At 40.7% G+C, this 26,731-nt stretch carries 18 protein-coding genes; 5 read left to right on the top strand and 13 right to left on the bottom strand.

Features of this window, described 5'->3' with window-relative positions:
- Positions 1-8 precede the first annotated feature (8 nt).
- Entirely contained in the window at positions 9-6,872 is a 6,864-nt protein-coding gene (locus tag PARA125_RS09450) for an ankyrin repeat domain-containing protein (RefSeq protein WP_213158637.1), read from the top strand.
- A gap of 351 nt (positions 6,873-7,223) precedes the next feature.
- On the opposite strand, the gene PARA125_RS09445 is transcribed toward PARA125_RS09450, so the two are convergent.
- The 3 genes from PARA125_RS09445 to PARA125_RS09435 all read right to left on the bottom strand — a co-directional run bounded on the left by PARA125_RS09445 (position 7,224) and on the right by PARA125_RS09435 (position 9,324).
- The gene (locus tag PARA125_RS09445; RefSeq protein ID WP_213158636.1) at positions 7,224-7,382 is read right to left on the bottom strand and encodes a hypothetical protein; all 159 of its coding nucleotides are present in this window, start codon (positions 7,380-7,382) and stop codon (positions 7,224-7,226) included.
- 149 nt (positions 7,383-7,531) lie between these two features.
- Positions 7,532-8,440 (bottom strand): TIGR01459 family HAD-type hydrolase, encoded by a 909-nt coding sequence (locus tag PARA125_RS09440; protein WP_213158635.1) that lies wholly within the window; start codon positions 8,438-8,440, stop codon positions 7,532-7,534.
- A gap of 65 nt (positions 8,441-8,505) precedes the next feature.
- Positions 8,506-9,324, bottom strand: coding sequence for a hypothetical protein (locus PARA125_RS09435; RefSeq protein ID WP_213158634.1), 819 nt, complete (start codon positions 9,322-9,324; stop codon positions 8,506-8,508).
- Between the two features lie 157 nt (positions 9,325-9,481).
- On the opposite strand from PARA125_RS09435, the gene PARA125_RS09430 reads away from it, so the two are divergent.
- The 3 genes from PARA125_RS09430 (at position 9,482) to PARA125_RS09420 (ending at position 13,208) form a co-directional block, all read left to right on the top strand.
- A complete protein-coding gene (locus PARA125_RS09430; RefSeq protein ID WP_213158633.1) occupies positions 9,482-10,984 on the top strand; it encodes a serine hydrolase in 1,503 nt (500 codons plus the stop codon).
- 27 nt (positions 10,985-11,011) lie between these two features.
- Entirely contained in the window at positions 11,012-11,887 is an 876-nt protein-coding gene (locus PARA125_RS09425; RefSeq protein WP_213158632.1) for a M48 family metallopeptidase, read from the top strand.
- Positions 11,888-11,948: 61 nt separating this feature from the next.
- Positions 11,949-13,208: a replication-associated recombination protein A gene (locus PARA125_RS09420; RefSeq protein ID WP_213158631.1), complete on the top strand. Its 1,260-nt coding sequence runs from the start codon at positions 11,949-11,951 to the stop codon at positions 13,206-13,208.
- On the opposite strand, the gene PARA125_RS09415 is transcribed toward PARA125_RS09420, so the two are convergent.
- From PARA125_RS09415 to PARA125_RS09375, 9 genes are all read right to left on the bottom strand, one after another.
- Positions 13,205-14,191 carry a class I SAM-dependent methyltransferase gene (locus PARA125_RS09415; protein WP_213158630.1) on the bottom strand — a complete coding sequence of 329 codons (987 nt, stop codon included), beginning with the start codon at positions 14,189-14,191 and terminating at the stop codon, positions 13,205-13,207. The two genes, PARA125_RS09420 and PARA125_RS09415, sit on opposite strands and share 4 nt — an antisense overlap.
- Positions 14,163-14,870 (bottom strand): hypothetical protein, encoded by a 708-nt coding sequence (locus PARA125_RS09410; protein WP_213158629.1) that lies wholly within the window; start codon positions 14,868-14,870, stop codon positions 14,163-14,165. Before PARA125_RS09410 ends, PARA125_RS09415 begins: the two co-directional genes overlap by 29 nt.
- 620 nt (positions 14,871-15,490) lie before the next feature.
- Entirely contained in the window at positions 15,491-16,222 is a 732-nt protein-coding gene (gene lptB / locus PARA125_RS09405) for an LPS export ABC transporter ATP-binding protein (protein WP_213158628.1), read from the bottom strand.
- Between the two features lie 11 nt (positions 16,223-16,233).
- Positions 16,234-17,676 (bottom strand): hypothetical protein, encoded by a 1,443-nt coding sequence (locus PARA125_RS09400; protein ID WP_213158627.1) that lies wholly within the window; start codon positions 17,674-17,676, stop codon positions 16,234-16,236.
- Positions 17,673-18,386, bottom strand: coding sequence for a hypothetical protein (locus tag PARA125_RS09395; protein WP_213158626.1), 714 nt, complete (start codon positions 18,384-18,386; stop codon positions 17,673-17,675). Before PARA125_RS09395 ends, PARA125_RS09400 begins: the two co-directional genes overlap by 4 nt.
- The gene (gene kdsA, locus PARA125_RS09390; protein WP_213158625.1) at positions 18,379-19,221 is read right to left on the bottom strand and encodes a 3-deoxy-8-phosphooctulonate synthase; all 843 of its coding nucleotides are present in this window, start codon (positions 19,219-19,221) and stop codon (positions 18,379-18,381) included. The genes PARA125_RS09395 and kdsA overlap by 8 nt, the downstream gene beginning before the upstream one ends.
- A 9-nt stretch (positions 19,222-19,230) precedes the next feature.
- Positions 19,231-19,752 (bottom strand): 2-amino-4-hydroxy-6-hydroxymethyldihydropteridine diphosphokinase, encoded by a 522-nt coding sequence (gene folK, locus PARA125_RS09385; RefSeq protein ID WP_213158624.1) that lies wholly within the window; start codon positions 19,750-19,752, stop codon positions 19,231-19,233.
- 257 nt (positions 19,753-20,009) lie between these two features.
- Positions 20,010-22,397 carry a DNA ligase D gene (ligD, locus tag PARA125_RS09380; protein ID WP_213158623.1) on the bottom strand — a complete coding sequence of 796 codons (2,388 nt, stop codon included), beginning with the start codon at positions 22,395-22,397 and terminating at the stop codon, positions 20,010-20,012.
- Positions 22,398-22,937: 540 nt separating this feature from the next.
- Positions 22,938-23,834 (bottom strand): GNAT family N-acetyltransferase, encoded by an 897-nt coding sequence (locus tag PARA125_RS09375; protein WP_213158622.1) that lies wholly within the window; start codon positions 23,832-23,834, stop codon positions 22,938-22,940.
- Between the two features lie 660 nt (positions 23,835-24,494).
- Between PARA125_RS09375 and PARA125_RS09370 the strand changes: the two genes are divergently transcribed.
- Positions 24,495-25,118, top strand: a complete 624-nt coding sequence (locus PARA125_RS09370) for a hypothetical protein (RefSeq protein ID WP_213158621.1) — start codon at positions 24,495-24,497, stop codon at positions 25,116-25,118.
- A gap of 30 nt (positions 25,119-25,148) precedes the next feature.
- Here the strand turns inward: PARA125_RS09370 and PARA125_RS09365 are convergent, their stop codons facing one another.
- The gene (locus PARA125_RS09365; protein ID WP_213158620.1) at positions 25,149-26,498 is read right to left on the bottom strand and encodes an erythromycin esterase family protein; all 1,350 of its coding nucleotides are present in this window, start codon (positions 26,496-26,498) and stop codon (positions 25,149-25,151) included.
- Between the last annotated feature and the right edge of the window lie 233 nt (positions 26,499-26,731).

Genomic DNA, 26,731 nt, shown 5'->3' with positions numbered 1-26,731 from the left:
AACTCAAAATGAACCCCTTTGCCAGCAGAATCGATCACTCTTTTAAGTGGGTGGTAAGCGCTCCCGAAGATACAATTATTAAAAAATTAAATACATCCCCTCAGATTTTAAAGAAAATTATTAAAAATTTACCTTTCCCCCTAAACAAGCAGATTTTTAATAAAATTATCGGATGCGTAAAAAAATCTGTATATAGCCAAATCGATTACAAAACTTTAAGGATATTTCTTCGCCTAATAGACCAGCAAGAGGACATGAAAAAGGAAGATTATTACGAAGCCTTGAAAGAGATCGTTTCTTTTGACAATATCCTGCGTTATTCTTCTCTCGAAACGATTAAGCAATTACGTGTTAAAGATTTTTTCAACAACGTCTCCTTGGAGGCATCTCTAACTAACTTATGTGCTAACCCTCAGGCAAATGCGGATCTGCTCGACCAATTTATTGGAAGCGATGTGAGTCTCCATCAGTTGAATCAATCTCTCTTGATCCAAGCTGCCCAACATAATCCGACACTTATTGAAATTCTTTTAGAGCGGGGCATTCCCCCCTGCGAAATCGCTTTATATAAAGCTTGCGGCAATCCCCATACCGCACCTGCAGTATTGAGCATGTTGATCGAAAAGTTAGCCGCTCAACTGGGAAGTAAAGAGTTTATCAATTCTGCGCGGGAAGAAGGGAATACACCGTTGATCTATGCCTGTAAGAAAGCCCCCCATCTTATCCCCGTTCTCCTGAAACATGGAGCAGATCTTAATAGATGCAATACTCGTTTCCAATATCCCCTTTATTTTCTCTGCGCAAGCGAGTCGATATCAATTGAGTATCTTCAATCATTACTCGCGCCCGAGACCGATAAAGTAAAAATATGCAAGGCTGTATTCTTTCTTTGCACTAATCCTAAAGCAACCCCCGATCTCCTACAGCTCTTGATCGCGCGAGGGGGGGAAGTAAACCTAGAGGATGACCAACAGCTCACTCCCTTAGACGCTGCTTGTGAAGCAAACCCCTCGCTTATCCCATTTCTTTTAGAAAAAGGGGCAATTCCTAATATACAGGACTTTATTTGGGCTTGTGGCAATCCCCATACCCCGCCTGAGGCGTTGGCAATTTTAATCGAAAAGTTGGCCACTCAGCTGGGAAGTAAGAAATTTATCAATTGCACAGTGGAAGAAGGCACTACCCCTTTGATGTATGCATGTAGAAGAGCCTCTCATCTTATCCCTGTTCTCCTGGAACACGGAGCAAATCCTGATATGCGCAATAACCATTTCCACTTTCCCCTTCATTTTCTCTGCTTAAGCGAGTCAATATCGATTGAGCATCTTCAATTATTACTCGCGCACGAAACAGATCAAGCAAAAATCCACAAAGCCTTATTCCTGCTTTGCGCTAATCCAAAAGCAAATCCAGAACTTCTAGAATGCTTGAATGTCCAAAGGGGTAAATTAGACGTAGTGGATACTCAAGGACACACTCTTTTAACGTTTGTCTGTAAAAAAAACCCCCATCTTATCCCCTTTATTTTAGAAAAAGGGGCAACTCCTAGCATAGAAGATATTGAGCTTGCTTGCAGCAATCCACACACTCCCCCTAAAGCGCTGGCAGTCTTGATTAAAAGTTTGGCCACTCAACTGGGGGGCACTGACTTTATCAATTCTCCAGACAATCAAGGCAATACCCCGTTGATGCATGCTTGTATGCATGCTCCGGCGCTGATTCAAACTCTTCTTGTGCATGGGGCAAACCCTAATATTAAAAACCAAAAGGGCCTAGCAGCCATTCATTTTCTTTGCATGAGTTCTTTAGCTGATTTCTCCCATTTTAGATGGCTTATTGAAGCGCGAGCGGATATGGAAGCTTTGGATGCCAACGAAAATTCCATCCTGCACTATTTGTGCAAAGATCCAACCACAACAGCAGAATTTGTGGCCTTTATTTTTTCTGCCCTTTCTCCCCATGAAACTGCAAAAAATTTATTTTTGAATCATACAAACCAAGAAGGGAAAACAGCTCTTAAAACCGCCCTCGAAACACAAGCAAGTGCAGGAGTTATTGAGTTTTTACTGGACAACAAGGCGACCATTCATCCTGAAGACCCTCTTTTGCCTTACGCCTGCTTGCATCCTCACATGACTGTATCCTGTTTAGCAAAGCTCATTGAAGCTGAAAGGTTAGAAAGAGAGGCTTCTGAATACCTTAATGTTCCTTTCAACGGATTAACACCTTTAGAATGGGCCTGCCAGGCCGCTCCTCTCAATCGAAGTGTGATTGATTTCCTATGCAAAAATGGAGCACAAGTGACTAACGGGAGTTTGCTTCATCATCTCTGCAGCAATCCGAATTTAAATCCGCGCCTTTTAAATTACTTTATCGAAAAGTACGCCTTACAAGAAGAAATTAATAGCTTAAACCACGAAGGGTTATCTCCACTTGAAATCGTCTATTTAAACAATCCTCTTAATCGCGCGATTATCCCCCTATTGATCAACCATGTGGCAAAATATATGGAGGGGCATCCTGACAGCGGCATTCCACAATCTCTTTTATTTAAAGCATGCGCAAATCCAGATTTAGCCCCGGAAGATTTAGCTCATCTTATTTCGTGGATTAAACAAAGCGATCCCGATGTGGTCAATTTGCCCAATGAATTGGGAGAAACGGCTCTTAGCATAAGCATACAAGCTTCCTCCTCCCTAGAAAATATCGAATTGCTGCTTCAACACGGGGCGAACGTTTTTATTTCCAATCTTGAAGGCAGCTCTCCCTTACATCTAGCTTGCGCGAATTCTCGTTTAAATCCCCAGATATTAGAACTCTTGCTACAAGCTGCTAGAACACAATGCCCAGAAAAAGACCTTATCAATTCTCAAGACGCTGCAGGTAGAACCGCCCTCCACATCGCTTTATTAAAGGAGGAAATTAAGTTAGAATTCATCGCTATCTTACTGAAATTTGACGCCAATGTTCAAATAACCGATTTTAGAGGCGAATCGCCCCTTCATTTTGTTTGCAAAAATCCTGGCATGACGGTTTTTTGCCTTGAGAAGCTTATCTCAGCAAACTTTGAACACACCACTTTAGGTGCTTATCTCAATTTGAAAAATATTCAAGGCCAAACACCTTTACATTTATTATGCTTAAACTCAGAAGCCTCATTAGCTCAGCTTAATATCTTGCTGGGTAGAGGCGCAATTGTAGAGAATGAAGATATTCATAAAAATACTCCTCTTCATTATGCTTGCAAAAACTTGGCAAAAACTTCAGAAATGATTGCGGCTTTATTGTCCCATAGCCATGATAAGAAAAAACTAGCCCTAAGCCAAAACAATGCCCAACAAACCCCTTTACACATCCTCTGTGCAACTCATTTCGCTTCAGCTGAAATTCTACGCCTCCTCATAAATCAAATAGAGGATATCGCCAGCTATATCGAAGCTCCAGATCATGCAGGCCTAACAGCCATTCAAATCGCTTGCAGAAGCAGCCTGATTAATGAACCTTTGGTTGAGCTTTTAATTGACCTAGGAGCAAATCTTAATCTTTCATACCCCGATGGAGATTCCCTTTTACATGCTCTTTGCTATAAGCAACCTTCCTTACAGCTTCTCTCGAAAATTCTAGAGAAAGCCCCAAGTATTGCTTCAAGGGCAAACCAAGAAGGATTAATTCCGCTTCATCTCGTCTGTAAAGAACGTCCATTTAATCCTGAAATTTTTAAGCTGCTTTCTAAGGAAAAATCGCACCTTGAGATTGTAAACCCTAGAAATCAAACCCCTATCGAACTTTTATTTAAAAATCGCTCTGTCACTCCCCTGGATATTGTAAAAGTATTTGCAAAGGAAACATTGCCACTTTTTGCTTCTCGAAGATTTAATCATGGCGCTACCTTGCTTCACTGGGCTTGTTTAAAAAATACCTCCCTTATTCCCATTCTTTTAGACAATGGTGCTGATGTGCAAGCGCTAAGTGACAATAAATCTTCAGTGCTACATTGTCTTTGTCAAAATTTGGAGGCGTCGCCTTCATCCCTAGGCCAGCTGATAAAGGCCTTTCTTAACCAAGTCTCAGGAAAACTTTCTCTGGAAAAATTTATTAACGTTGAAAATCAAAGCAATGCGACTCCTTTACTTATTGCCTGCCTGTACAATTTTGGCCTCGTTGAAGAGCTTCTAAGGCATGGGGCTAATCCAGCTTACGTCAATTTATCCCAAGTGTGCCTTAACAAAGAGCTCCCTCCGCAGATTTTAAGGCTTTTCCTTGAAGCCTTAAAGGAGTCGCCCGATTTTGAAAGATTAATGGGTGCAAAAGATCCTGAGGGCTTGACTGCTTTACACCGTGCTTGCCGATCTAATCGGGCTTTAATCCTCGAATTACTTAATTATGGGGCTAAAGTTGAGATACTAGATGCCAAAAATTGCAATGCCCTTCATTATGTATTTTTGAAGCGCAAAATTTCGCTCAAACTTCTCTCCCGCCTCCTTGAAAAAAATGCGGTAGCCATTGTCAACCAAAAAAACTTAGAGGGCCTCACACCTTTTCATCTTGCGTGTGAAAATGCTTCATTTAATCACATAAAAGAGCTCTTGCCTTATGCGGAGCTTAGGGAAAAAGATGGTCAGGAGCGCTCCCCCTTTTTCTTGCTTTTTCTCAATAAACGTCTTTCTTTGGAAGAAATCTATGAACTCGTTAAAAAAGATATCCCCCTTGATTCTCTAGATCATCCAGAATTTCCTATCGCTACTTTTTTAGGAATGATGATTCGTTCCAAAGACTGGAGAATTTTAATTTCCGCCATTCAAAATAGAATGAGTATTAGGAAAATCCATGAGACGCTCAATACTTCTAATTATTTTTATGATCATGCCTATTTCTCTTTTATTCGCCCCTACCTATTAACTCTATTAAACTTAGACCCGGGTATTTCCCTCTCCGAAAAAGAGTTTAAGCAAACTATCCATTTTTACCTGTCCGACTTTCTTAAGTCCTCTTCTCTTCCTGAAAGTCTGCTAGAAATTCCCCTCCTATTACAAGATCGGCAATTAATGATTGCCGTAGAAAGAGAGATAGAGAAACAATGGGGAGAATCTGCGCTAGAAACATGGCGTCATGCTTTAAATGCAAAAAATTATGCTCGACATGACCTCCAAAACATGAATTATGAAGTGGATCCCACCCATTTTACTACTACCAGTTCCGAAGATAAAGAGATCCCCCCTGCACCAGAGTTTGACCTTCACGAGTTGGAGGAAAGGTTTTTAGAAATCAACTTTACAGATCCCTCTCTCCCCGGCTTCCGAGATCCCGCTAAACTTACCTGTGATGGCTATCCCACAAGCATCCAAGTCCTCCATTCAGGTTTCCAACTTGATGGGAACGGGGGAATTCAGGGATTAATTAAAAGGATAATCGAAAAACCAAAAGATTTTGCAGGAGTGCCAAAAGAGGAAGCCGAATACAAAAAACATTACGATGATTTTGAGAATATTCTGAAGCACCTCGGCCATCTACTGCGTAGTATGGAGGATGCCGATTCTAAAACTTCCATCCTCCTCGACATAGCGGCTATGGGTTTATTTTGCGGAGGAAGAATCGTCGAAGCAAAAAGGATGTATGCACTTTATTGCACCCCCCTCAAAGGCTTAGAACAAACATTAAAAGTGGCAATTTGTGACCATTTACAGGGCCATCGTCAGGGCATTTTAGAAAATTGGGCGAAAAAAATTCCTGATGCAGTTTTTGAAACACATCGATTTAACCAGCTCATGTACCTGGTGGGAGGCCTATTAAATCTGCCTTTTGCAGAGACATACGCAAGAGATCCTTATTCTAACATTCAATTGGACCAAGAAGAAGTTTATGCAAAATTTCAATATGAATATACCCCCATGGAAATCTTTAAAAATGTTAAAGATTTTCTAGAAGAAGGGTTAAAAAATCCTAGGCTCCGCGATGAGATTTGTGAGTGGTTCGCTGATAATGCTCCCTCCCATTTTTTAGAGGAACCCTACCTCAAAATTTTAAGTAAAATAGAAGAGTTACAAGCTTCGAAGAAATCATGGGAGCAAATTGACGAAACTTTGCTCAAAGAAAAAACTCGCCTTCTAGCAAACAATGATACAATTAAAATAGTTCTAGATTGGTTCAAGGTTGGCACCCCCTCTAACTCTTTAAAAATAAGATTCTTAAAAGCTTTCCAAAAAGTAGAGGAGCTAAAGCTTTCTAAATCTAGAAAGGAAATACGGCAAATTTTGCAACAAGAGGACGAGATTTTTTTAGCGGGAGACCAAACAATCGAAGAAGCCATTGCAATCCACCAAAAACAAGATTATTTAGCCCATTATAAGCCCCTGCCTCTAGAAGAGTGGCAATCTTCTTTCTATCAGCCTCTATTAAATGAGATTCAAGAGAGACAAAAAACAGGCCACAGCCTCGAGAGTATCTACTCTTATTTAAAGGAAAAAGGTATTGATTTAGCAAATTTATATGACAACGACATTCCTTTAGAGGTCACCCCCGAAAAAGCTGTTCTCGAACATCGCAGGCAAACGTATTTTCTCGCTCAACCTAATGAAAGCAATTGGAAAGCCGCTTTTTACAAAGAAATGCTTGACCATACAAAGAAATTGCCCCGTTCAAAGGCTCGACAGTACCTTTTAGAAAAAGAAATAGTACTTAAAAAAGATAGAAAGCTTAAAACTCTTTTAAAACAAGCCTTTGCTTCTGAGTACCTACATACCATGATTCAGTTTGAAGAAAAGACGGAAGTGGACCTTGTGCATGATAAAATGGTGGAGAAAAAGATTCTCACTTACTCTATTCAGGATGAGGCAATTTTTGATCTGCTAAAAAGGATGCAAATTTTGAAATAAATAATTCCAACAGGGGCTTCCAGGAATTTTTCTGCTGCTAGAAGGCTGGCTGTTCAGTCTCCCCTGCACAAAACCCAAAGAGGGGCAAAAATAGGGGAAGAAGAAGTGGATAAGCCCATTGAAGATAACCAAACAGCTGACCTTAACCAGGATGCCCTACGTGTCTAGGGGCAAAGCTCGGCTAAGCGGAGCTTTTTTAATGCTGAATACCCATCTTTAAAATTACCTAAACCCATAAACTTTAGCCCCTTTTATAAAAGCTACTAAAAGGGGTTCATTCGTCTTAGCAGGGGAAAGATAAAACGTTTGGCTAAATAGGGGCTTTTTCTCTAGCTGTAACTTTTAAGTGCTTTAGGGTTTGCAGTGAATAGCTCCTATCTTATCTGCTTTTGCAAACGTCATCCTTCTTTCGCCAAACCTCCTGCCGGCCATCATGTTAAGATTTTCTAGAAGGAGCGGATCTACGCTTTCCTGGTTGTGTTGCTCGTACGGTCGTGCAATATTCGCCATAAAAAGCATTTATAGGGGATTTTGCTCTCGATTCCCCTTTTTTGTATGGGAGTGAATCGACGAAAAGCTCTCGATGATTTAAAATCTCCCCTTTCATTCTAAAAACAGGAAACGACCTCTACAAAATCCGTAAGACAGCGCCGATATTCTCAGGGATTGCCCAATCGGTCAATAAAAAAATCTGGGCGATCGAAAAGGGTTTGCATGGCGCTTTCTAAACCTTGGGTTGCGATTCGATCCCCCATGATGCCGGTTTGAAGAATGAGTGCAGAAGAAATCCCGCATTGATGGGCACCGCGAATGTCTGTTTCAGGGGTATCGCCCACCATCAAAATTTCTGAAAAAGGCAAAATTTCCCTTTCAAAAAAGCGCTCCAAGGCTTTGGCATAGGCAACCGGATAAGGTTTACCTATGTAAAAGACTGTACCCCCTAGCTCTTCGTACATAGCGGCAATACTGCCTTGCCTGACAACTGCTTTGGGGGGGATTCCTTCATGAGCAAATCGATCGGGATTTGCGCACATTAACGTTAATTTTTTCTTCACTACTCTTTGAATTTCATTCCGAAAAATTTCCGGATCTCGTTGATCCTCACCCTCGATATGCGGGACCCCCGCATAAATAAAATCAGCTTCATCGATATTAGAGGTTTCTCGATAACCCGTTCCTTGAAAAATCGATTCATGAGAAGAAAAGGCTGGATGAGCACCTCCCAATACCCAAAATTTTTTATGCAAAGTTTGAATAGGAAAGCTCCCCTTCAAAAAAATTTCACGAGCAATCTCCCCGGAAGTAAGGAGAAAATGGAAGTGTTTGCCTTCGATAATTCCATGGCTTTCTAATTTTTTTATCTCTTTCCAAGCAAGCTGAGTAGAATTTGACAAGACACCTACAATCTTGCCGCTCGCCACCAAATTTTCCATCGCTTCTTTAGCCCCAGGAATGGGTCCCATGTCGTTCCCCCCCCAGAAAACTCCGTAAGCATCTAACAAAATGCCTTTAAAAGGTGAAACGATAGAAGATAAAGTGGGAAAAATGGGAGAATTAACGGAATGCATAGGTAGACCTTCTTCAAATCCCCCATTTTAGCCAGCTCCCTCCTCCGTGGCAAGCCTTTAATTGCCTAAAATTCTTTTCGTTTGCGCATCGATAGGCGCTCACCCTCTTTTTGTAAATTTTGGGCTTTTGCTTCTCTTTTCAACTCCACTTCAGCATTTTGATCTCTTTGCTGTTGAGCTTCAATGCTCGCGCGCTCTTGCTTGTCTACTATCTCAGTAAATAGGGTGCCCTCCCCGACTTTTTTCTGAGGAATAGAAAGCTTTTCTTTTTTGGTTTCTAAATCCTGCTCATCATTTTGTTCTTGGCGTTGTCGCACACGATCGCGCATTTGGTCCAACTTTTTCTGGGAACTCTTGTAACTTTTATCAATCGCGGCTTGTTGTTCCTTTTCCGTCTCTTTTAAGCTTTGCTGGTTCCCTTGAAAAAATTCAGCTAATTCCTCTAAGTCATGTTTTTCGAATGCTCCCATATCCTCTAAAGAATATTTTTCCGTCTGCACAGCATTGCGATAATACCCTTTCGCTTGATTTTCCATTGTCACAGTAAACTCATGGACAGGATGGTCATGGATTAAGCGATTGACTTCTCGAGAGAATTTAAACACAGGAGGATTCGCCTGAGAAGTTTCAATCATCACCGCCGTATTATTTTTAATCGCTTCCATAAATTCCCGTAAATCCTGAGTCAATCGAATTTCTACATGATCCGTTTCTCCCCGCGCAACTTTTTGCAAATTCTCTGGCTTTAAAATCCCTGCTAAAAAGGGAAGGCCCGCCGTTTTTGATTCGCTCATTAATTTGTTAAAAGGGGGAGTTATAGGGGGTTGGTTAAGAGGAATAGAGGAACTTGTAGGATCACTAGGTAAATGGCCATTAATATCCATCCTTATCACTCCTTTTAGGTTTAATTTCATTTTATAAAATATATTTTTAAAAATAAATATAAAGATTTTATGTGTGGCTCTTTACTTTCCATCAAAGCTTGAATAAAAAGAATAACTTTGCTACGAACTACTTAATTAAAAGCTTGGGGAGATAAGAATGTTTTATCGATCTACTTTGTTCACCTTAGTATTTATTTCGGCTTTATTTTCTTTATGGGCTACCGATGAGAAAATAAATAGCCTGATTAAAGCCTTTGAAGAATATGCAGAGGAGCAAAGAATCCTTTGGAAAATCCCGGGAATGGCCATTGCCATCGTGAAAGATGAGCGGGTTATTTTCGAAAAAGGATTTGGGCAGAGAGGAATCAAAAATACAGAGCCTGTTGACCAAGACACCCTTTTTCAAATAGGCTCACTCAGTAAAGCCTTTACTTCCACTTTGCTAGCTATTGCTAATGACCGAGGATTATTAAAGTGGGAAGATAAAGTAATCGATCATTTTCCTTCTTTTCGATTATACGATTCATGGGTGAGTGCGGAATTTCAAATAAACGATTTGTGTAGCCATCGTAGTGGATTGTACCCTTTTGCGGGGGATTATCAAGTACTTTTTGGCTTGTCACCCGAAGAGATTGTCCATCATCTCGCTTATCTTTATCCTGCCACAAGTTTTCGCTCCCGCTATGCTTATCAAAATACCCTTTTCTTAGTTGCTTCTAAAATCTTGGAAAGTAAGCTACTTTTACCCTTTCCCGCTCTACTAAGCAGAGAGATTTTTGAGCCTTTAGAGATGAAAAATTCTAGCGTTTCTCTGGAAGAATTTTTAGCTTTCCCTAATCGCGCAGAGTGGCATAGAGGTTTAAAAGATGGAAATATAGAGGCCTTGCCAGAAGAATTTCCCTTTAATAATTTCACTTACGTTCTCGGGCCTGCCGCGGGTATTAACTCAACCATTAAAGATCTGTCTCATTGGATGATTTTACAAATCAATCAAGGGAAATTTAAAAATAGAGAGATCATCTCCAAAAAAAATATGCAATTTTTAAAGCGGCCTAACATTTATGTCGGGGAAATTGATGGGCAGGACATCTACTATGCCCAAGGTTGGTTTCATATAGATAATTCTCCTTACCCGATTATTTGGCATGATGGAAGGACTTTGGGCGCCTGCAGCATGGCAGGGTTTATTCCTCAAGAAAAGCTAGGAATTGTGATTTTAACAAATGTGGGAAATGCCAGTTTATTACCTTTGGCTCTTGCGCTGCAATTTTTTGATCATTATTTTGACAAACCGGATAGAAATTGGGGCTCCCGCTTTCTAGAACTAACAAAAAATCAAATACTTACACAAACAGAGGCTCTCCCTCAAGAAACCTTTCCTCCTATGCCCCTTCGCTTATATACAGGAACGTACACCAATCCCATCTATGGCGAACTGATTGTCAAAGAAGAAAATCAAACTCTTCTCCTTTCGCTTGGAAAAATTTCCCACTCTTTTTCCCTAAAACATTGGGATCGAGATATTTTTACTTTAGAATTTCCCTTTAACATAAGTCCTCCCTCAAGAGTGTCTTTTGGCTTGGACCCCAAGGGGGAAGTTTTTGCTATTCGCCTTTATTGTTTGTTTTATGAAGGTGCCGGAGATTTTAAAAAACAATAAGTTTAGACAGTATGAAGGAGAAGAAGTATGCCATTTGCTCTAAATAGGCGATCCCAGCAGCAAAAAGGAGCGGGAAATAAACTGATCGCAGCCGGTTTAATTATCCTTTTTGGGCTATTGATGTTCCTGACCCAGAGGCAGGAAAATCCGGTTACAGGTGAAAAGCAGTATGTTTCCCTCTCGCCCGCTCAAGAAATCCGTTTAGGCCTCGAATCTGCCCCTCAAATGGCCCGAGAAATGGGGGGAGAGCTGCCTATGCATGATCCCCGCACCCAAGCGGTTCAAAAAATAGGAAATTGGATTGTCAATCATACTGAAGCCAAAAAAGGTCCTTGGAAGTTCCAATTTCATGTGTTAACGGATGCTGAGACCGTAAATGCTTTTGCTTTGCCTGGGGGACAAGTTTTTATTACCTGGGGATTGCTCAAGCAGCTACAAACAGAGGCTCAGCTTGCCGGGGTCTTGAGTCATGAAATGGGTCATGTGATTGAAAGGCATGCCGCTCAACAAATGTCAAAAAGCCAGCTTGGACAATTCTTCGTTCTTGCTGTCGGCGCAGCAGCGAGTGATTCACAAGATAGCAGTTACCGCGCCTCCATGCTAGCTTCTTTGGTTAATCAGATGCTGCAACTGCGCTATAGCCGACAGGATGAATCGGAGGCAGATCAATGGGGCTTAAAATTAATGCGGCAAACGGGTTATGATCCGAAAGCCATGATTGAAGTGATGGAAATTTTAAAGAAAGCTGGAGGCAAAAGCTCATTACCGGCTATATTTCAAACACACCCTAATCCAGGTCTGCGGATTGCACAAATCCAAGCTTACTTGAAAAAATATCCTCCAGGCGCTGGCGTGACTGAAGGAAAAAACCTAAAAGAGGTATTTCGCCATTCAAACTTATAAGTACAATCACCTCAATCGAATAGGCTAGCCCTTCTTTCATAACTTTAAAGATGATGTTATCATGCTTCCTCCCTTATCTGAACGCTTACGTCCCTCTTCTTTTAAAGAAATTGTGGGGCAACCTCATCTTTTAGGGCCCTCAGGGTTTATTACACGCGCAATCAAGCAAGGAAAACCTCTTTCCATCATTTTATGGGGTCCTGCTGGTACAGGCAAAACATCGATTGCCCGTTTATATGCCCAGGCTTTTGACATCCCTTTTCAATCGTTAAGCGCGATTTTTAGCGGAGTGGCTGATTTGAAAAAAGTGGTGAAAGAAGCTGAAGAGCGCCCTTTATTTAAAGGAACCCTCCTTTTTGTGGACGAAATTCATCGTTTTAACAAAGCTCAACAAGATGCCTTTCTCCCCTTCCTAGAAAAAGGATCCATCATCTTAATTGGAGCAACCGTTGAAAATCCCTCTTTCTATCTGAATGACGCCCTTCTCTCCCGCACGCGCGTCTTAAAACTCAACCCGCTAGATGAGATCGCTTTAGAGCAATTGCTGCAGCGGTATGAAACACGCGTAAAAAAGTTAAATGTGGACGATCAAGCGCGCCGGTATCTGATTCAATTAGCTCAAGGGGACGGCCGCTACTTGTACAATCTTTTAGAGAATATTGAAAATATTGAAAGTGTAGAGCCGCTCGATGTGCACCACTTGCAAACTATCTTGCAAGCTCGCGCCCCTGTTTATGACCGAGCTTCTGATCAGCATTACAATTTGATTTCTGCTCTTCATAAAGCCATTAGGGGGTCTGATCCTGATGCCGCTCTATATTGGTTTGCGCGCATGTTAAATGGGGGTGAAGATCCTCTTTATTTAGCCAGACGACTCATTCGAGTCGCCTCAGAAGATGTGGGACAAGCAGATCCTCAAGCACTTCCACTTACCCTAGCGGCTAAGGATGCTTATCAAATGTTAGGCTCACCAGAAGGAGAGCTAGCTCTTGCTCAGATTGTCATCTATTTGGCTCTAGCTCCTAAGAGTAACGCCACATATACGGCGTTTAAGCAGGCTAAACAGATAGCACAACAAACCTCTCACCTTAATCCTCCTGCAACGATTTTAAATGCCCCGACACGCGTGATGAAAGAGCTAGGTTATGGCCAAGGTTACATCTATGATCATAACACCCCGCAGGGTTTTTCCGGCCAAAACTATTTTCCTGAAGGAATGGAAAGACAAAATTTTTATGAGCCTGTGGAAAGAGGATTCGAGCGGGAGATGAAAAAACGGTTAGAGTACTTTGCTAACTTAAGAAACAAGCTATCCCCTTAAGCAGTTTTTACAATTTTCCAGCATCGATGGATTTTAGGATCGTGAAAATCAAGCGGTAAGGTCTTTGACGATACCTCTAAAATTTTACAAGCAGGAAAGCACGACTCGTCAAAAACAAATTTGCGAGAATTTGTGCTAAAGTAAATGACCCCTTCAGGAAATAGAAGGTTTAAAGACTTGGAAATCAAATAGACATAGTCAACTTGCACATCAAATAACTGATCCATTTTTTTAGATCGAGAAATAGTGGGAGGATCGATCACAATGATGTCATATCTTTCGCCCGCTCGCATTTCTTGGTCCAAAAACTTTAAGCAGTCAGCCCGAACAACGGGATTATTTTTAAGAGAAAGCCTGTTTAACAAAAAGTTTTTCTCTCCCCATGCCGTGTAAGTATTGGACATATCGACGCTTTTAGTGAAGCTTGCCCCAGCCGCGGCTGCCTGCACACTGAATGAGCAAGTGTAAGCAAATAAATTTAGAAGCCTTTTTCCCTGCGCAGCTTTAGCAACTAACTGACGCGTTTCTCGGTGATCGAGGAAAAGACCTGTATCCAGGTAATCGATCAAATTGATTCTAAATTTGACCCCATATTCTAAAACATTAAAAAACTCTCTCGAATCGTCCTCTTTTTCATATTGCCGCGTTTCTTTATGCTTAGCCCTCATTTTCCAAAAAATTTCATCGGGATGAATGGCAAAAATTTTCGATAAAACGCGTGTGGTCTCTTCTTGCAATTCCAGAGGTAAATCTTCTTTTTCACGCGTCCGCGAAAAATAATGCACACAAAAGCGGCCGTCGTAAAAATCAATCGTTAAAGGATATTGAGGAATCTCTCGATCGTAAATGCGAAAGCAATTTGTATGGGTGCGCTTGGCCCATTTGCGAATATGGCGATAATTTTTGCGAATCCGGTTTCCCAAAATAGAGCTTTTATCTTCCCCATCGGCAATATTAGGTAGAGTGACAATTGGTTCGTTCATATTTTACTGAAAGTGTTAGGAGAAAATAGGCTATCACAATAATGGCAAACATACAATAAAAAGAAAAGTCAGTACCCCTAACTAAGCACACAACTTTCCGATGATTTCTCTGCCAAAACGGGATTAAAATAGAGGGATTTAAACTATTTTGCACCCTGTCACGTCCTGTAAGTTCTTCATAAACGTTACCTCTCTCGCTCACATTATCGGAAGTTGCCGTACTGACTTGGCTAGCAATCTTCTTCTCATGCTTACCCGTATCTCCACTAGAGGGAGAACCGCGAATAGGTTGGGGAATATCCAAAATTTTTAACCCTTTTATATCTTTAAGGATTGCATTAAAAGCATTCTCTTTTCCTTTAGCATATCTTTGGCCTTTGATCTCAGTTCTTCTGACTATATGTGCTAGCACGTCTTGATCGTGTTTTGTTAAAAATCTGTGGTTTTTTTCAGCAAATTCATAAACGGTTTTAGCTACTTTTAAGGGAGTTGTTTGAGCGAGATGAATTTTAAAAAGCCAAGCAATCATATCCTTAAACCAGCTGATAATTCTCCCATCCAGCTTTTTGCTACCGGTTAACTTATTCGTCAAATAAAGATTGTCAGCATCGCTAATTGATTGAATACTTATTAACTTTTCATGAAATTCAACAGAACTATCGGCAAATAAAGGTGACATAAAAACCCTCCTGTTAGAAAGCTTATAAATTCAAATTAATAAACATCGGGTTTTACAAAAATAAAAAAAACAACGGCATTATCTCAGAATAAATAGGACTATATCAAGTTATAATTTTAACAAAACTAGAAATTGCAAAATAATTAAACAAGCTATAAATAGCAGGTTTAACCTTGTAAAAAACCAATAAGAACTTTTGAATCATTAAGAATTCAAAAATAAGCTTAAGTAGCCCTTCACAATTAACTTTAAAGAAGGATTAAGGCAACTCAGGGAAATCAATAATCACAGCATCTAAAAAAAAGAAAAAGAAAATTAGCAGGGCTTAAAAACAAGGAAGATAGCGACAGCAGCTTATCCAACCTCCCCTCGTGGCCGCCTTCTCCCCATAAAAAAAGGAAAAAAGAAGAGTAGCCTAGGCTTCTTATTTTTTTAAAATATCCTTGAAGAAAAAATGGCCCTAGATCGCTATGCTAGCTTCTTAGATAATTTTTTAAATAAAAAGGCTGATTAATTTTAGCGTCTTTCAGGGAAATTATCAGATTTGGATTCATCATGTTCCATTTAGACTGCTCTGTGACCTTTATAGGGAGAGCATCCTTTTTATTATCTCTTTTAAATTATAACCTGAATTGCTCGCCAAAGTATCCTCGGCGGGCTTCGGGATTTTGTACGAGCTCATCCACTGTTCCGGAAAGCATCACTTTGCCTTCAAAAACAAGATAACTGCGGTCCACAATCGAGAAAATCTCCCGTGCATTGTGATCAGTGATTAAAATACTGATATTTTTGTTGGAAAGGTGGGAAATCATTTGTTTGACTTCATCCACGGAAATGGGGTCAATATTAGCAAAAGGTTCATCCAACATCAAAAAAGTGGGATTTGTTACCAGAGCCCGAGTAATTTCTAAGCGCCTACGCTCACCTCCCGAAAGAGCAATAGCCTTTTTCTTTGCTAAATGCTCAAGGTGCAGCTCTGCCAAAAGCTGGTCGAGTCTCAACTTCTGTTCTACCCGGCTCAATCCCAGCCCTTCTAAAATACTCAAAATATTTTGTTCAACACTTAAGTAACGAAAAACCGATGGCTCTTGCGCCAAATATCCCATTCCCATGCGTGCACGTATATGCATGGCTTGGCGGGTCACATCTTGCCCTTGAAAAATGACCTCTCCTTTATCTGGCCGAATAAGGCCAACGGTCATATAAAAAGCAGTGGTCTTCCCTGCACCATTTGGGCCTAGTAATCCGACAACCTCACCCTGGTTGACTTCAAAAGATAAACCATTGACAACAACTCTTCCACCATAGGACTTGACTAATTTTTTAACTTGTAAACACGGCAAGGCTGCCATTTATACCCCATTTATTTTTTATCGAGCAAAAACCGGCTTTTTAACTTATCAAATTCATGTTCCATAAAGCTGAAACGGACATCCCCATATCCTTGGATTGAATCTTTTTTCTTGTGGCGATCACGCTTAATTTTGAGAGAAGGGGCGCTAACTTGTAAGTTATCAATTTTATCGTAAAAAAGGACCCGCTTTCCATGAAGAGCAGAAAGGTACATCTCTTTAGTTTGCGGATGATATTCTACCTTATCAGCTAAAACATATTCTTTTAAGATGTTGGTCCCCTTTCCCTCCTCAAATTGATTAGAAATATAAACATTTCCCTCAAAAACAAGGAGAGAAGGGACAGCAATAGCCTGCTTTTGGGCATAAGAAATAGTGATAGTGTCTGCATAAATCTCTCCCAGAGGATCGATATAATGAATTTGCTGTTCACGCAATACGTTTCCCTTACTATCTAAAGGGCTTTTAAGAAATGCTTTAAGTATTAACCGATCAACCTCTAGGCTTCCATAACAAATTAAAGTATGAGTTAAAGCATTTTTTTTTGGATTATGATGATTTAAAGTGCATTTGCCTGGAACTCGGATCGTTCGAATTTGCCATTTCCCGTCGAAGTAAGCGCGATAAAGGATAACCTGGTGATCCGTTGTCATCTCCCCAATCCCTGGTTGGAGAATGTTAACATTTCCTTCCAGAATCAGTAAATGTTGAGGATCGTTCCACTGCAAGGAATCGGCAGAAAATACAACGCCTCCCCTGGCAATAGCTTTTAACTCTCCATGCGGTTGGGTGAAAAAAGAACATCTTTTTTGCATATCAAGAGTCATACGTTGGGCTCTAATAAAATCTCCTTCCCCCGTTAAAAGATAGCATTCTTGCTCATTTGTCAACCCCTGCAAAGTCAGGTTTCCTTGATTTTTTTTGGATTTAGAGAGGCCCGGCTGATCATAAGTCAAAAACTCTCCAAAAGCCGTGAAAATGTTGTTGTAATGAATAGAGACTTTCTCTTGGGCTTGAATTTTTTTAAACGCCCAATCCTTTCCTTCTCGGGTTAGTTCAGCAGCCATTTCCCCACTTTTAACAATTAAGCAAGTATCAGGGGTGGTTGCCTCTGTATAAATGACTTGAGGCTGCTTCTGAGTAGATTTAAAAGTTCCTTTCATTTGGTTACAGAGAATTTCAGCATTCCCGCATTCAAGCTCAACTCCCCCTTTTAAAATGAGCTTGACTTGCTCATCTAGGTTTAGCTTATAGAGTTTTTGATCATGAAGCAGATCCATGCGTTGCGCTGAGATTCGCCCTAGAGGGTGCTCTACAACAGCATTGCCTTTTAAGAAAATTTCTTTGCCATGATAGGAGGCGATCTCAGATTCCACATAGAGTGTTTCAAAAGCTGTTAAAAAACCCCTTATCACTAGAAAAATAAGCGTAATTTTTTTCCTAAAAGGATTCATAAAGCAGCCTCAGCCACTTCAAACCGCCCTTTGAATTGGCTTGCTAGTATGTTAAATTTTCTATTTTTTAATGAAAATTCTACTTTTGAAGCTACTCCTGTCATGATTGGGGTGGATTCAGTAAAAGGATACATTAAAATGTGTGAGGGTAAGGTATAACGAATCATTTGGACCTGTTCTGCCATAAACCTTTCATGGCGGAAGGTATAAGTTGCCATATCCGCTTCAAAATAGTTGATGGTTTGCATGGGAATGGCTCCGGAATCCTTCAATAAGATTTTTTTGCCTCGCACATCCAATTCTTCAATCTGAAAAAAATGGTTAGGAATGCCGTATGCTAGCCGCCCATCGGGTAAGACATAATACAACTTTTCTTGCATCCTCCCAATCACGTCATACATCCGCTCTTGGATTTCCCCTTTTCCTTCTTGCTCTACAAACAAAATGTCTGCTTCGCAACATTCTAAGCGAAGTTTACGTAACTGTGTCCCTTCGTTAAAAAGGATTTCTTTCACCATCCCCTTTCGTTGTTGCTGTAGCTTATACCCATTTTTCTCGGAATTTTTCTGAGAGCCAGTCAAATGATGATAAAAAACTTCGGCTTTTGGATCTGGTTTTAATAAATAAACCGCTAATAAAAGAAAGGTGATAAAGAAAGCAGTAAACAATAACCAAGAAGCCTTTAAAAAAGAAAAAGGGCGTTTACTCATCCAAATCCTGTCGCACGAGTTGATACATAGGTTCAAGCAATTTAAGCAGCTTAGGCAGATCTTTAAAATGCATAACAGACGCAGCATCACTTTTAGCCTGTTGTGGATCAGGATGAGATTCAATAAATAAACAATCCACACCTACAGCTACCGCGGCTTTGGCCAAGACGGGAATAAATTCTCTTTGCCCACCAGAGGCGTGACCTTGTCCTCCTGGCAATTGAACCGAATGGGTTGCATCAAAGCAAACAGGGACTCCCATCTGCTGCATGATAGGAATGGCACGCATATCGCTGACAAGGTTATTGTAACCAAAGGAGGCTCCCCTGTCAGTTAGAATGACTTTTTGATTTCCTGTGGAATGCAGCTTGTCCACCACATTCTTCATATCCCAAGGAGCCATAAATTGCCCTTTTTTAATATTGACAATGGCACCTGTCTTGCCCGCTGCCACCACTAAGTCCGTTTGCCTACATAAAAACGCCGGGATTTGTATAATTTCGCAAACTTGGCTTGCAGCCACCGCTTCTTGGGGAGAATGAACATCTGTCACCACAGCCAATCCGGTTTGCTCTCTTACTTTTTGAAGAATGCGCAATCCTTCTTCTAATCCAGGTCCTCGGAAGGAATGAACAGACGTTCGATTTGCCTTATCATAGCTAGATTTAAAAATGAGCCGCACATTTTTAAAAGGCATAAATATTTTTTGAAGCGCTTCCGCTGCCTTAAGGGTATGTGCTTCACTTTCGATCACGCAGGGGCCCGACATAATGACGAGATGTTTTTGGCCAATATAAAAGTCTTTGACAGCTAACTTGGGTGTAGTTTTTTTCATTTTGCTCACTTAAATCGCTATTTTTTCTTGCAGTAAGGATACGGTTTCTTCGTGTATATTGGGAAATGCATGCAAAAGATGGCGTAAATTCACACGTATCCCCTTTCCATCTTTTAAAGGAACCTCTAATTCCTCTACTAAATCCGCTAAAGGGGCTAGAACAAACAACCGCTCTCTCCACCTTGGGTGAGGAACCTGAAGACAAGAAGAAGTATACACTTCAGTGCCAAAAAAGAGCAGGTCCAAATCAATGATGCGAGGAGCATTCTTTGGTTTTTCCACTTTTCCTAACGCTTTTTCAATGCCTTGAAGATGGGCCAACAAATCCTCCGCAGAATAGGTCGTTTCAAAGCAACATACAGCATTCACAAAATGGTTTTGTAAAACGGGACCAACGGGAGTGGTTAAATAAAACGAGGAAACTTTGAGGTGTACAATACCCGAAAGTTGCTCAATATGCTTCAGAGCCTGTCTTAGGATTGAGCAGCTATCTCCAATGTTCCCACCGAGGCCTACAAAAGCTTTCTTCACGTGGATCTCTCCTCAAACACAAATCAGCTATTTAGCGTAAATAATTGATTGCTAAACGGATTAATTAAAATTCAGATTCATCATACCCAGGCTAATACATATTTATCCAGAAAAAATCATTCCGAAGCTAGTATAAGAAATTTTCTCAATTGGCGAGAAAGCAGGCATGCTAATAAGGGCAGCTAAAGGGAAAGGATTAGAGAATTCATGCGCAAACCTAGTAAGTGAAGAAAGCAAAATTCTTTGTTTGGCCGCCATTAGTCTAGCAGCTTTTTTAAACGATTTAAGGCAGTTTGCATATTCACACCGCTGCTAAAAATAGGTTTAAAAATATCCCCCATTTTTCCCAGGCGTTCTAAGATAGTCTGCATGTTAAAATCCTTTGGATCTAATCCCGTTTTAACCTCTTCCCAAAGCAAGGGAGTAGAAACCGATGCTCCTGGGCGCGGACGCACTGAATAAGGGGCGACAATAGTTTGCAAAGGGCTATTTTGCAAATAATCTAAGTAAATTTTTTTTTGCCTATTTTGTGGGCTTCTCTCCAACGAAGTAATAGAGGGGAACTGTTTATGAATGCACAAGGAAATAATATAGGCAAACTGCTTTGATTGCTCATAGTCATACTTGGAATGTAAAGGAATAAAAATGTGTAATCCTTTCCCCCCCGATGTCTTACAGTAATTTTTTATTTTGGCCTTCTCTAAAAATTGGTGGGTGGCAGCCGCAACTTCAATCACCTCTTCAAAAGCTATCTCCTCAGGGTCTAAATCAATCACACAATAACTAGGCTTCTCTAGGTTTCGGCAAGGAGACATACAGGGATGCAAATCAATGCTTCCTAAATTAACGGCGTAAAGCAAAGAGCGTAGATCGGGAATCAACAAATAGTGGTCCACTTTTCCATCATGCTTAACAGGGTATGTTTTTAACCAAGCTGGATGGGAAAAGCTTATATCCTTTTGATAAAATTCCTTTCCTTCAATTCCATCGGGGAAACGGTGCAAAGTGATAGGGCGATTTCTAAGGTAAGGCAATATATAAGGAGCCACTTCATGATAATAAGCAAGTAGGTCTCCTTTCGTGTAATTTTCTTGGGGCCAATAAAGCTTATCCAAATGAGTAAGCTCGAGATCTTTTATTTTCCTTATACCCTCCTTTTTTTCTGCCTTTGGTGTGGAGACTTCCTTTTTAACTTCTTCAGGTTCTTTATCTATTCTAACACCTCGAAAAATAGGTTGGCGCATCATGTTATCCTTGGTCCATTCTGCAAATGAAACTTCACAGATTAATTCTGGTTTGACCCATGTGACAGGCATATTAGGTTTAGGAGCATTTTTAAATGGAGAGTTGGTTTGAGTTAACGGGGATAATTGCTGGTAAACCTCCTCTAATAAACTATGGCTAAATCCTCCACCTACATGTCCTACATAATGTAAGGCTCCCTGATCATCGTAGACGCCCACTAAAAGGGCTCCAAATTTTTTTCGGGAACCTCGCGGTTGTGTAAAGCCACCCACCACCACTTCTTGCCTTAGTCCCGTTTTAATTTTTAACCAATCCTGGCTTCGTTGCGATCGATAGGGGCTCGAGATTTTTTTAGCAATAATTCCTTCTAGTTGCCTCTCGGAAGCTTCTTTGTAAAATTCTTCTCCCTCGTTAATCACATGATCGCTGAAGCGTATAAGAGAAAGAGGCGCTTTGTTTAAGATTTTTTTCAAAATGTTTTTGCGTTCAATGAGAGGAAGATGACGCAAATCTTGCCCATCTGCATATAAAAGGTCAAAGACGTAGTAATATAAAGCTCCTTTGCGCTTTTTTTGATAGTTTTGCATCAGCTGAAAATCAGATCTGCCTTCATGATCTAAAACAACCAGCTCCCCATCTAAAATCACTTTTGCAGGAATTTTTTTCAAATTATCTACAATGGAAGGAAACTTCTCATTTAAAAGGAGGCGATTGCGTGACTTTAGCTGGACCCCTTTTTCATCCACAAAGGCCAAAGCGCGATAGCCATCCCATTTAATTTCAAAAAGCCAATCCTCTCCATTAAAAGGGCGATCTGTTAAGGTAGCCAGCATGGGCGAAATAAATTCGGGCATCTCTGCTTGCTTAGCAGAGTTTTCGACGGCTGCTTTTCCAACTGCATAAGCGTCTTCTCTCTTAATTAATAGCCAACTCTTATCATCCTTAGATGACTTTAATTTTTGAAAAAAAAATTCGCCTTTTAACTTATTCCCCTGCAAAATGACAGTAAAATGCCCTTTCCTTAATCCTTCTTCGAGGTGCTTTTCGATTTTCTTAGGCGCTTTTCCATTCGGAACGGCAAAAGTCCCATGATCCCATATTTCGACGGTGCCTGCTCCATAATGGCCTTTTGGGATGGTTCCTTCAAAATATTGGTAGTCGAGAGGATGATCCTCTACTCGGACTGCCAATCGCTTGTCACGAGGGTTGAGTGAGGGTCCCTTTGGAACGGCCCAGCTCAAAAGAACGCCTTTATATTCTAAACGGAAGTCATAGTGCAATCGGCGGGCTGCATGCTTCTGCACGCAAAAATGCAAAGGTCCAGCTTGCGCTTTTTGACCCCCAACGGGTTCTTTGCTTTCTTCCAAATCCCGCTTAGAGCGGTATTCTTTTAGGCTCATAGATCGCCTCGCTTTTTAGGGCTTTTTCTTACTTCCTAGAGATAGCTGAAGAAATAACGCGATAGTGTGTTCCTCTATTGAATTTAGTTATTCTAAACCTACTATAACGAGGGGGTTTCTTCTCACCTCCATAAAACACCTAACGCTAAAGTGTTAACCAATCACAGCTAGCCCATCCACTCATTTCCCCATTTACAAACTCATCTTGAATGAGGATATAAGAAATACAGGTAACCTCTTGTGGGGTGTGGATGCCAAGGCATCCTCTTGCTAAGGGCCTCCTCTACCCCATCTATCCTTCCCGTTTGTCAGGCCAGCATTGGGGATACATTTTTTTCCGATACTTTCTCGCAATAAGTTCCCTGGCCTTCCCCAACAGCTCTCTTTATTAGAAGTTGTAAAGGACTTTCACCTTCTAGTTTAAGGACATACCGGTGCATTTTGTCTCCTCCCTTTATTGGGGCATGTCAAAAGCAAAGAAAAAAATCTTAGCAACTCTACAAAATTTAAAAGAGAAGAGTTTTCAAAAGGGAAAGTTTTTTATTTAAGCCTTTTCCAGCTTTGCCTCATAAACCCTAAAGCCTGAGCATAAGGAGCTAATCTTTTTTTGGCAAACTGCACCCATGTGGGGTCGGAGATTTGCGTGTTAATTTCCACCACGGCATAGGGTACAGTGGATTGAATCTGCAGCCTGATCGAATCGCATAAAAGTTTGACAGAAAATCCTTGGTGCTGAAATTGAGGTTGTATAAAAAATGCATGATAGCGAATCATCCCCGAGGCAACGCGATGAGTGAGAAGCCATCCCACAATCTCTTGCTTCCAATAAAGGACAAGGCTATTAATTGGCTCAATGTTTTCTATTTGGTTAAAAGGGGAAACGTAAGAAGGATAGGCTCCTTGCTCTTCGAGTTCTCGCAAGGCAGATAAATCGGCATGCGGAACATCTTTCCAAAAAACTTTCCGAAATGGCTCTACCAAAGGCTCTACAGAATGTTTTAACCAAGGTGGATCGAAAAGAGCAGAATGAAATAGAAAAAATTGGGCCGAATGAATGCTCTGATTCCAACCTTTAGCTAATAAAAACTTTTCATTCGCTTGATACCTATAAGGGTCAAAGCGAAAAAATAACGAACAAGATTTACAACCCTGTCTCATTAAATTCTGTTCTGCATGATGAAGCAACTGGCTTCCTAATTTCTGCCCTCGATAGCTTGGAAGGACAAAAAATGAGTGCAATTCAGCAAAAAGGGCTAAAGTGGTATTAATCCCTACAATAATCCCTACAGGGTTTTCACCATCAAAAGCTATATAAGCCCAGCATGGTTCTCGTTGTTTTTCAGTAAAATATGCCCAGTCTCTAACATCTATTAAAAATTTAAGTTTTTGGAAATGCTCATCCGAGAGGGGGAGATCGAATTTCTCTATCCGAGGCATGATCTTCCTTTGTTTCGAAGGTTCTTTTAACTGATTAGCATGCCATTTTTTTAATGGCTAGGAAAAGTTTTGCATCGAGAGGGGGAGTTAATGAGCTTTCAAAGCATTTAGCCAAAGCTGAGGGATGAAATAAGGTGTATGTTTAATATTCGTCAAGATAAAGGTGCAGTTACATCTTTGGAAGCCATTTCCCTAGCTTTTAGAGAGAGCACTTTTTTAAATCCACTAAAAAAAGGTTCCATCGATTGGAGGATCGGATTAAAATAAAATTAGTTTTCCCTATCGCTTAACTTATTGAGTTGGAGGCAAAAAATGAGCAAAAAGGAAGCCCCTATTCTTGAGACAACTATTCAGCTTGAATCCATCCTTGGGAGGATTCCCTATCCTTGCCTCAAGCCACCTATAAAGTCGATGACCGAGAGTATATGGGAACCCTTCGGGGCATGTAAAGTAAATGCCTGCAGAGCCTATCGCCGCGCTGAGGTCACTTTAACAAGACAAAATATAGTCGGGCAGGCCATTTAAAAAGCGAGTAAAATTTAAGGTGGCTGCTTATCTCTTCAAAAAGTAGCCACTCATTCATTTAAGAGAGTGCGATTCAGATAAATAGCGTATCGCCATCTTCTGTAGAGGCAAAATTTACTTAAATGGGAGGGTCATATGGATTCAAAAATCAAAGAAGCTAAAATAACTTTAGAAAACATTTTGGCAGAGTTAGATCAATCCTCAATGCGACTGTATGATATTAAAGAACCAGAGCTAGAAAAAGATTTATTTACCCAGCTCGACCTTCTATCCCAGCTGGATAAATCACAAGCTGTTATCTTTTCTCAGCTGCCCAAGCTAAAAAAATACCATGAGGAGCTAAAGACCCTCAAAAATAGCTCTCTCTCTAGCGATCAGCTTTCCCACCTTAACTCCTTTCAGGCAGAATGTCAGCAGGTATTAGACCGTATCTGCCCTAAGTTGGAGAGTGTGGAAGAATGTTACCAAGATTTGGCGGAGGAAGTCCTTTACCGCTGTCAAAACCACATCAATCAGCTGATTGATAAAATCTTAGAGCATCGCAAAGCGTCAGCCTCCTTAAAAGACATCATCGGTTTAGAGCTTGATGAGGAAAACGAACTGAGGGAATTGCGAGATAGCTTAGAAACTTACAGGGAGATAAGATTAGGGGATATAGGAGAAAGCGAAGATGATCAAGACGATCCCCTTATTACTCAATTAGATTCTCAAATAGTTGCCTGTGATAATGCTTTGCTGATTGACGAAACAAGCCTGTGAGGACTGATTTATTCCACCCACCTGAGCATGTTATATGCCAAAAGGATAAGTGTCCGCTGCCCCGGGTTTAGATTGGATAGAGAGCGGCACGACAGCATGGGTGTGGTCGAACCAAATATACTCGTCAAACTGATAAGGTAAAACAGCGTGTAAATAATGGCTTCTCAACTCATTTTCGGGCAAATAGATCACTCCTATAGCGCGTTGAGGCAGCCAAATCTTCAAAGTTTGCTCGAGCTCACCTTTTAAAGGGAGGAAAAAAGAGGGAATATGGCTATCGTGAAATAGCCGTTCCACACTTTCGGGATGAGAAGCCCTGACTTCTTTTATTTCAGTCTGTCCACCCCATGAAGATGCAGCGGCTACTGTGCCTTTATGAGTGCCAAATCCAATAAGATAGGCGTCGTCTCCATACTTTTCTTTGCACAGTTCTCCGAGATTAAATTCGCCCCGCTTGCGGCTGTCAGTGGCAGCTGCATTGCCAACGTGAGAATTGTGGGCCCACACGATAACCTTAGCAGAATTTCTTGGAACAGAAAGGATCGTTTCGACTGTTTGAAACATGTGCCGATCTCTGATATTCCAACAGGAGGCTTGTAATTGGTAAAGATTGCGATAATACTCCTCGGCATCGACAATTGAGACAGCATTTTGAAAGATGGAGACAAATTCTTCCCCATATGGAATTCTATTTTCTGCATAGCTCTCTAGTAATTTAATTAAAATGGAAACCACTTCGTTCTCACACCCCTTTGCTAGGCCTGCGGCGGTGGCCAACCCATAATGAGAGGGATCATTTCTCCAAGAAAGAAAGCATGCATATTGCTTGCGTGCGGTTTGAGCAAGCTGCGGGTCTTTTTGCTCCAAATATGTAAGAATTGTTTCTACGGATTGATAAAAATTGTAGAGGTCTAATCCATAAAGATTTACAGGCGATTGAGGATGGCTCGACTGTGAGTTATAGTGCCTAAGCCATACAACAAACGCATGGAATTCTTCATTTTTCCACATCCAACTGGGAAAGCGTTTAAAAATCTTTTTTTCAATTAGGCCGTGAGGCAGGTGTCGAACAAACCGATTTAATTGCTCTACATCAGGCCAATCGGCCTCGAGGGCGACATTATTAAACCCTTTTTTTAAAATAAGCTCCTGTGTGATTCGCGCGCGCATCCGATAAAATTCAGAAGTGCCATGGGTGGACTCTCCTAATAAAACCAGGCGAGCATCTCCAATTCGAGCGAGTAGATCTTCTAAAAAGGCGTCTTCTATAGAACCAAATGGCTGGGCGGCTTTGGAAATCAATTGGACTACTTCTGCCCTCTCATGAGAAGAAGCAAATTTATGTGGAACGTTTAATTCTTCTAAATTTAGTTTTTCCATATGGCCTCCACGCATGATAATTAACATGAAAACTCTTTTTTTAGTATAACCCCTTAAGTTAAGTCTTGAACAAGCAATCAATTTCAATCAAGTAAGAGTTAACAAAAAAAACAAACCCTAAACAAAAATCTCTATTTTTATAAAGTGAGAGAAGAGAAATTTGCCGGCAAGCTACCTGCTAAGTACGCTAGCAAAAATGGTTGAAAAATGCCCTATCTTGTCTCATATGAAAA

Source organism: Parachlamydia sp. AcF125 (assembly GCF_018342475.1).
In the GTDB taxonomy this organism is placed as follows: Bacteria; Chlamydiota; Chlamydiia; order Chlamydiales; family Parachlamydiaceae; genus Parachlamydia.
The sequence above is the reverse complement of the archived record's forward strand: the minus strand, read 5'-3'. Positions and strand labels throughout refer to the sequence as shown.

What these genes read in the sequence shown, in the direction of transcription:
- PARA125_RS09445 (WP_213158636.1), bottom strand. Translation starts at nt 7,382, where the DNA reads ATGGCGAATATTGCACGACCGTACGAGCAACACAACCAGGAAAGCGTA.
- PARA125_RS09410 (WP_213158629.1), bottom strand. Translation starts at nt 14,870, where the DNA reads ATGTCACCTTTATTTGCCGATAGTTCTGTTGAATTTCATGAAAAGTTA.
- ligD (WP_213158623.1), bottom strand. Translation starts at nt 22,397, where the DNA reads ATGAGCCTAAAAGAATACCGCTCTAAGCGGGATTTGGAAGAAAGCAAA.
- PARA125_RS09450 (WP_213158637.1), top strand. Translation starts at nt 9, where the DNA reads ATGAACCCCTTTGCCAGCAGAATCGATCACTCTTTTAAGTGGGTGGTA.
- PARA125_RS09440 (WP_213158635.1), bottom strand. Translation starts at nt 8,440, where the DNA reads ATGCATTCCGTTAATTCTCCCATTTTTCCCACTTTATCTTCTATCGTT.
- PARA125_RS09365 (WP_213158620.1), bottom strand. Translation starts at nt 26,498, where the DNA reads ATGGAAAAACTAAATTTAGAAGAATTAAACGTTCCACATAAATTTGCT.
- kdsA (WP_213158625.1), bottom strand. Translation starts at nt 19,221, where the DNA reads ATGAAAAAAACTACACCCAAGTTAGCTGTCAAAGACTTTTATATTGGC.
- PARA125_RS09370 (WP_213158621.1), top strand. Translation starts at nt 24,495, where the DNA reads ATGGATTCAAAAATCAAAGAAGCTAAAATAACTTTAGAAAACATTTTG.
- PARA125_RS09425 (WP_213158632.1), top strand. Translation starts at nt 11,012, where the DNA reads ATGCCATTTGCTCTAAATAGGCGATCCCAGCAGCAAAAAGGAGCGGGA.
- PARA125_RS09430 (WP_213158633.1), top strand. Translation starts at nt 9,482, where the DNA reads ATGTTTTATCGATCTACTTTGTTCACCTTAGTATTTATTTCGGCTTTA.
- lptB (WP_213158628.1), bottom strand. Translation starts at nt 16,222, where the DNA reads ATGGCAGCCTTGCCGTGTTTACAAGTTAAAAAATTAGTCAAGTCCTAT.
- PARA125_RS09400 (WP_213158627.1), bottom strand. Translation starts at nt 17,676, where the DNA reads ATGAATCCTTTTAGGAAAAAAATTACGCTTATTTTTCTAGTGATAAGG.
- PARA125_RS09415 (WP_213158630.1), bottom strand. Translation starts at nt 14,191, where the DNA reads ATGAACGAACCAATTGTCACTCTACCTAATATTGCCGATGGGGAAGAT.
- PARA125_RS09395 (WP_213158626.1), bottom strand. Translation starts at nt 18,386, where the DNA reads ATGAGTAAACGCCCTTTTTCTTTTTTAAAGGCTTCTTGGTTATTGTTT.
- PARA125_RS09375 (WP_213158622.1), bottom strand. Translation starts at nt 23,834, where the DNA reads ATGCCTCGGATAGAGAAATTCGATCTCCCCCTCTCGGATGAGCATTTC.
- PARA125_RS09435 (WP_213158634.1), bottom strand. Translation starts at nt 9,324, where the DNA reads ATGGATATTAATGGCCATTTACCTAGTGATCCTACAAGTTCCTCTATT.
- PARA125_RS09420 (WP_213158631.1), top strand. Translation starts at nt 11,949, where the DNA reads ATGCTTCCTCCCTTATCTGAACGCTTACGTCCCTCTTCTTTTAAAGAA.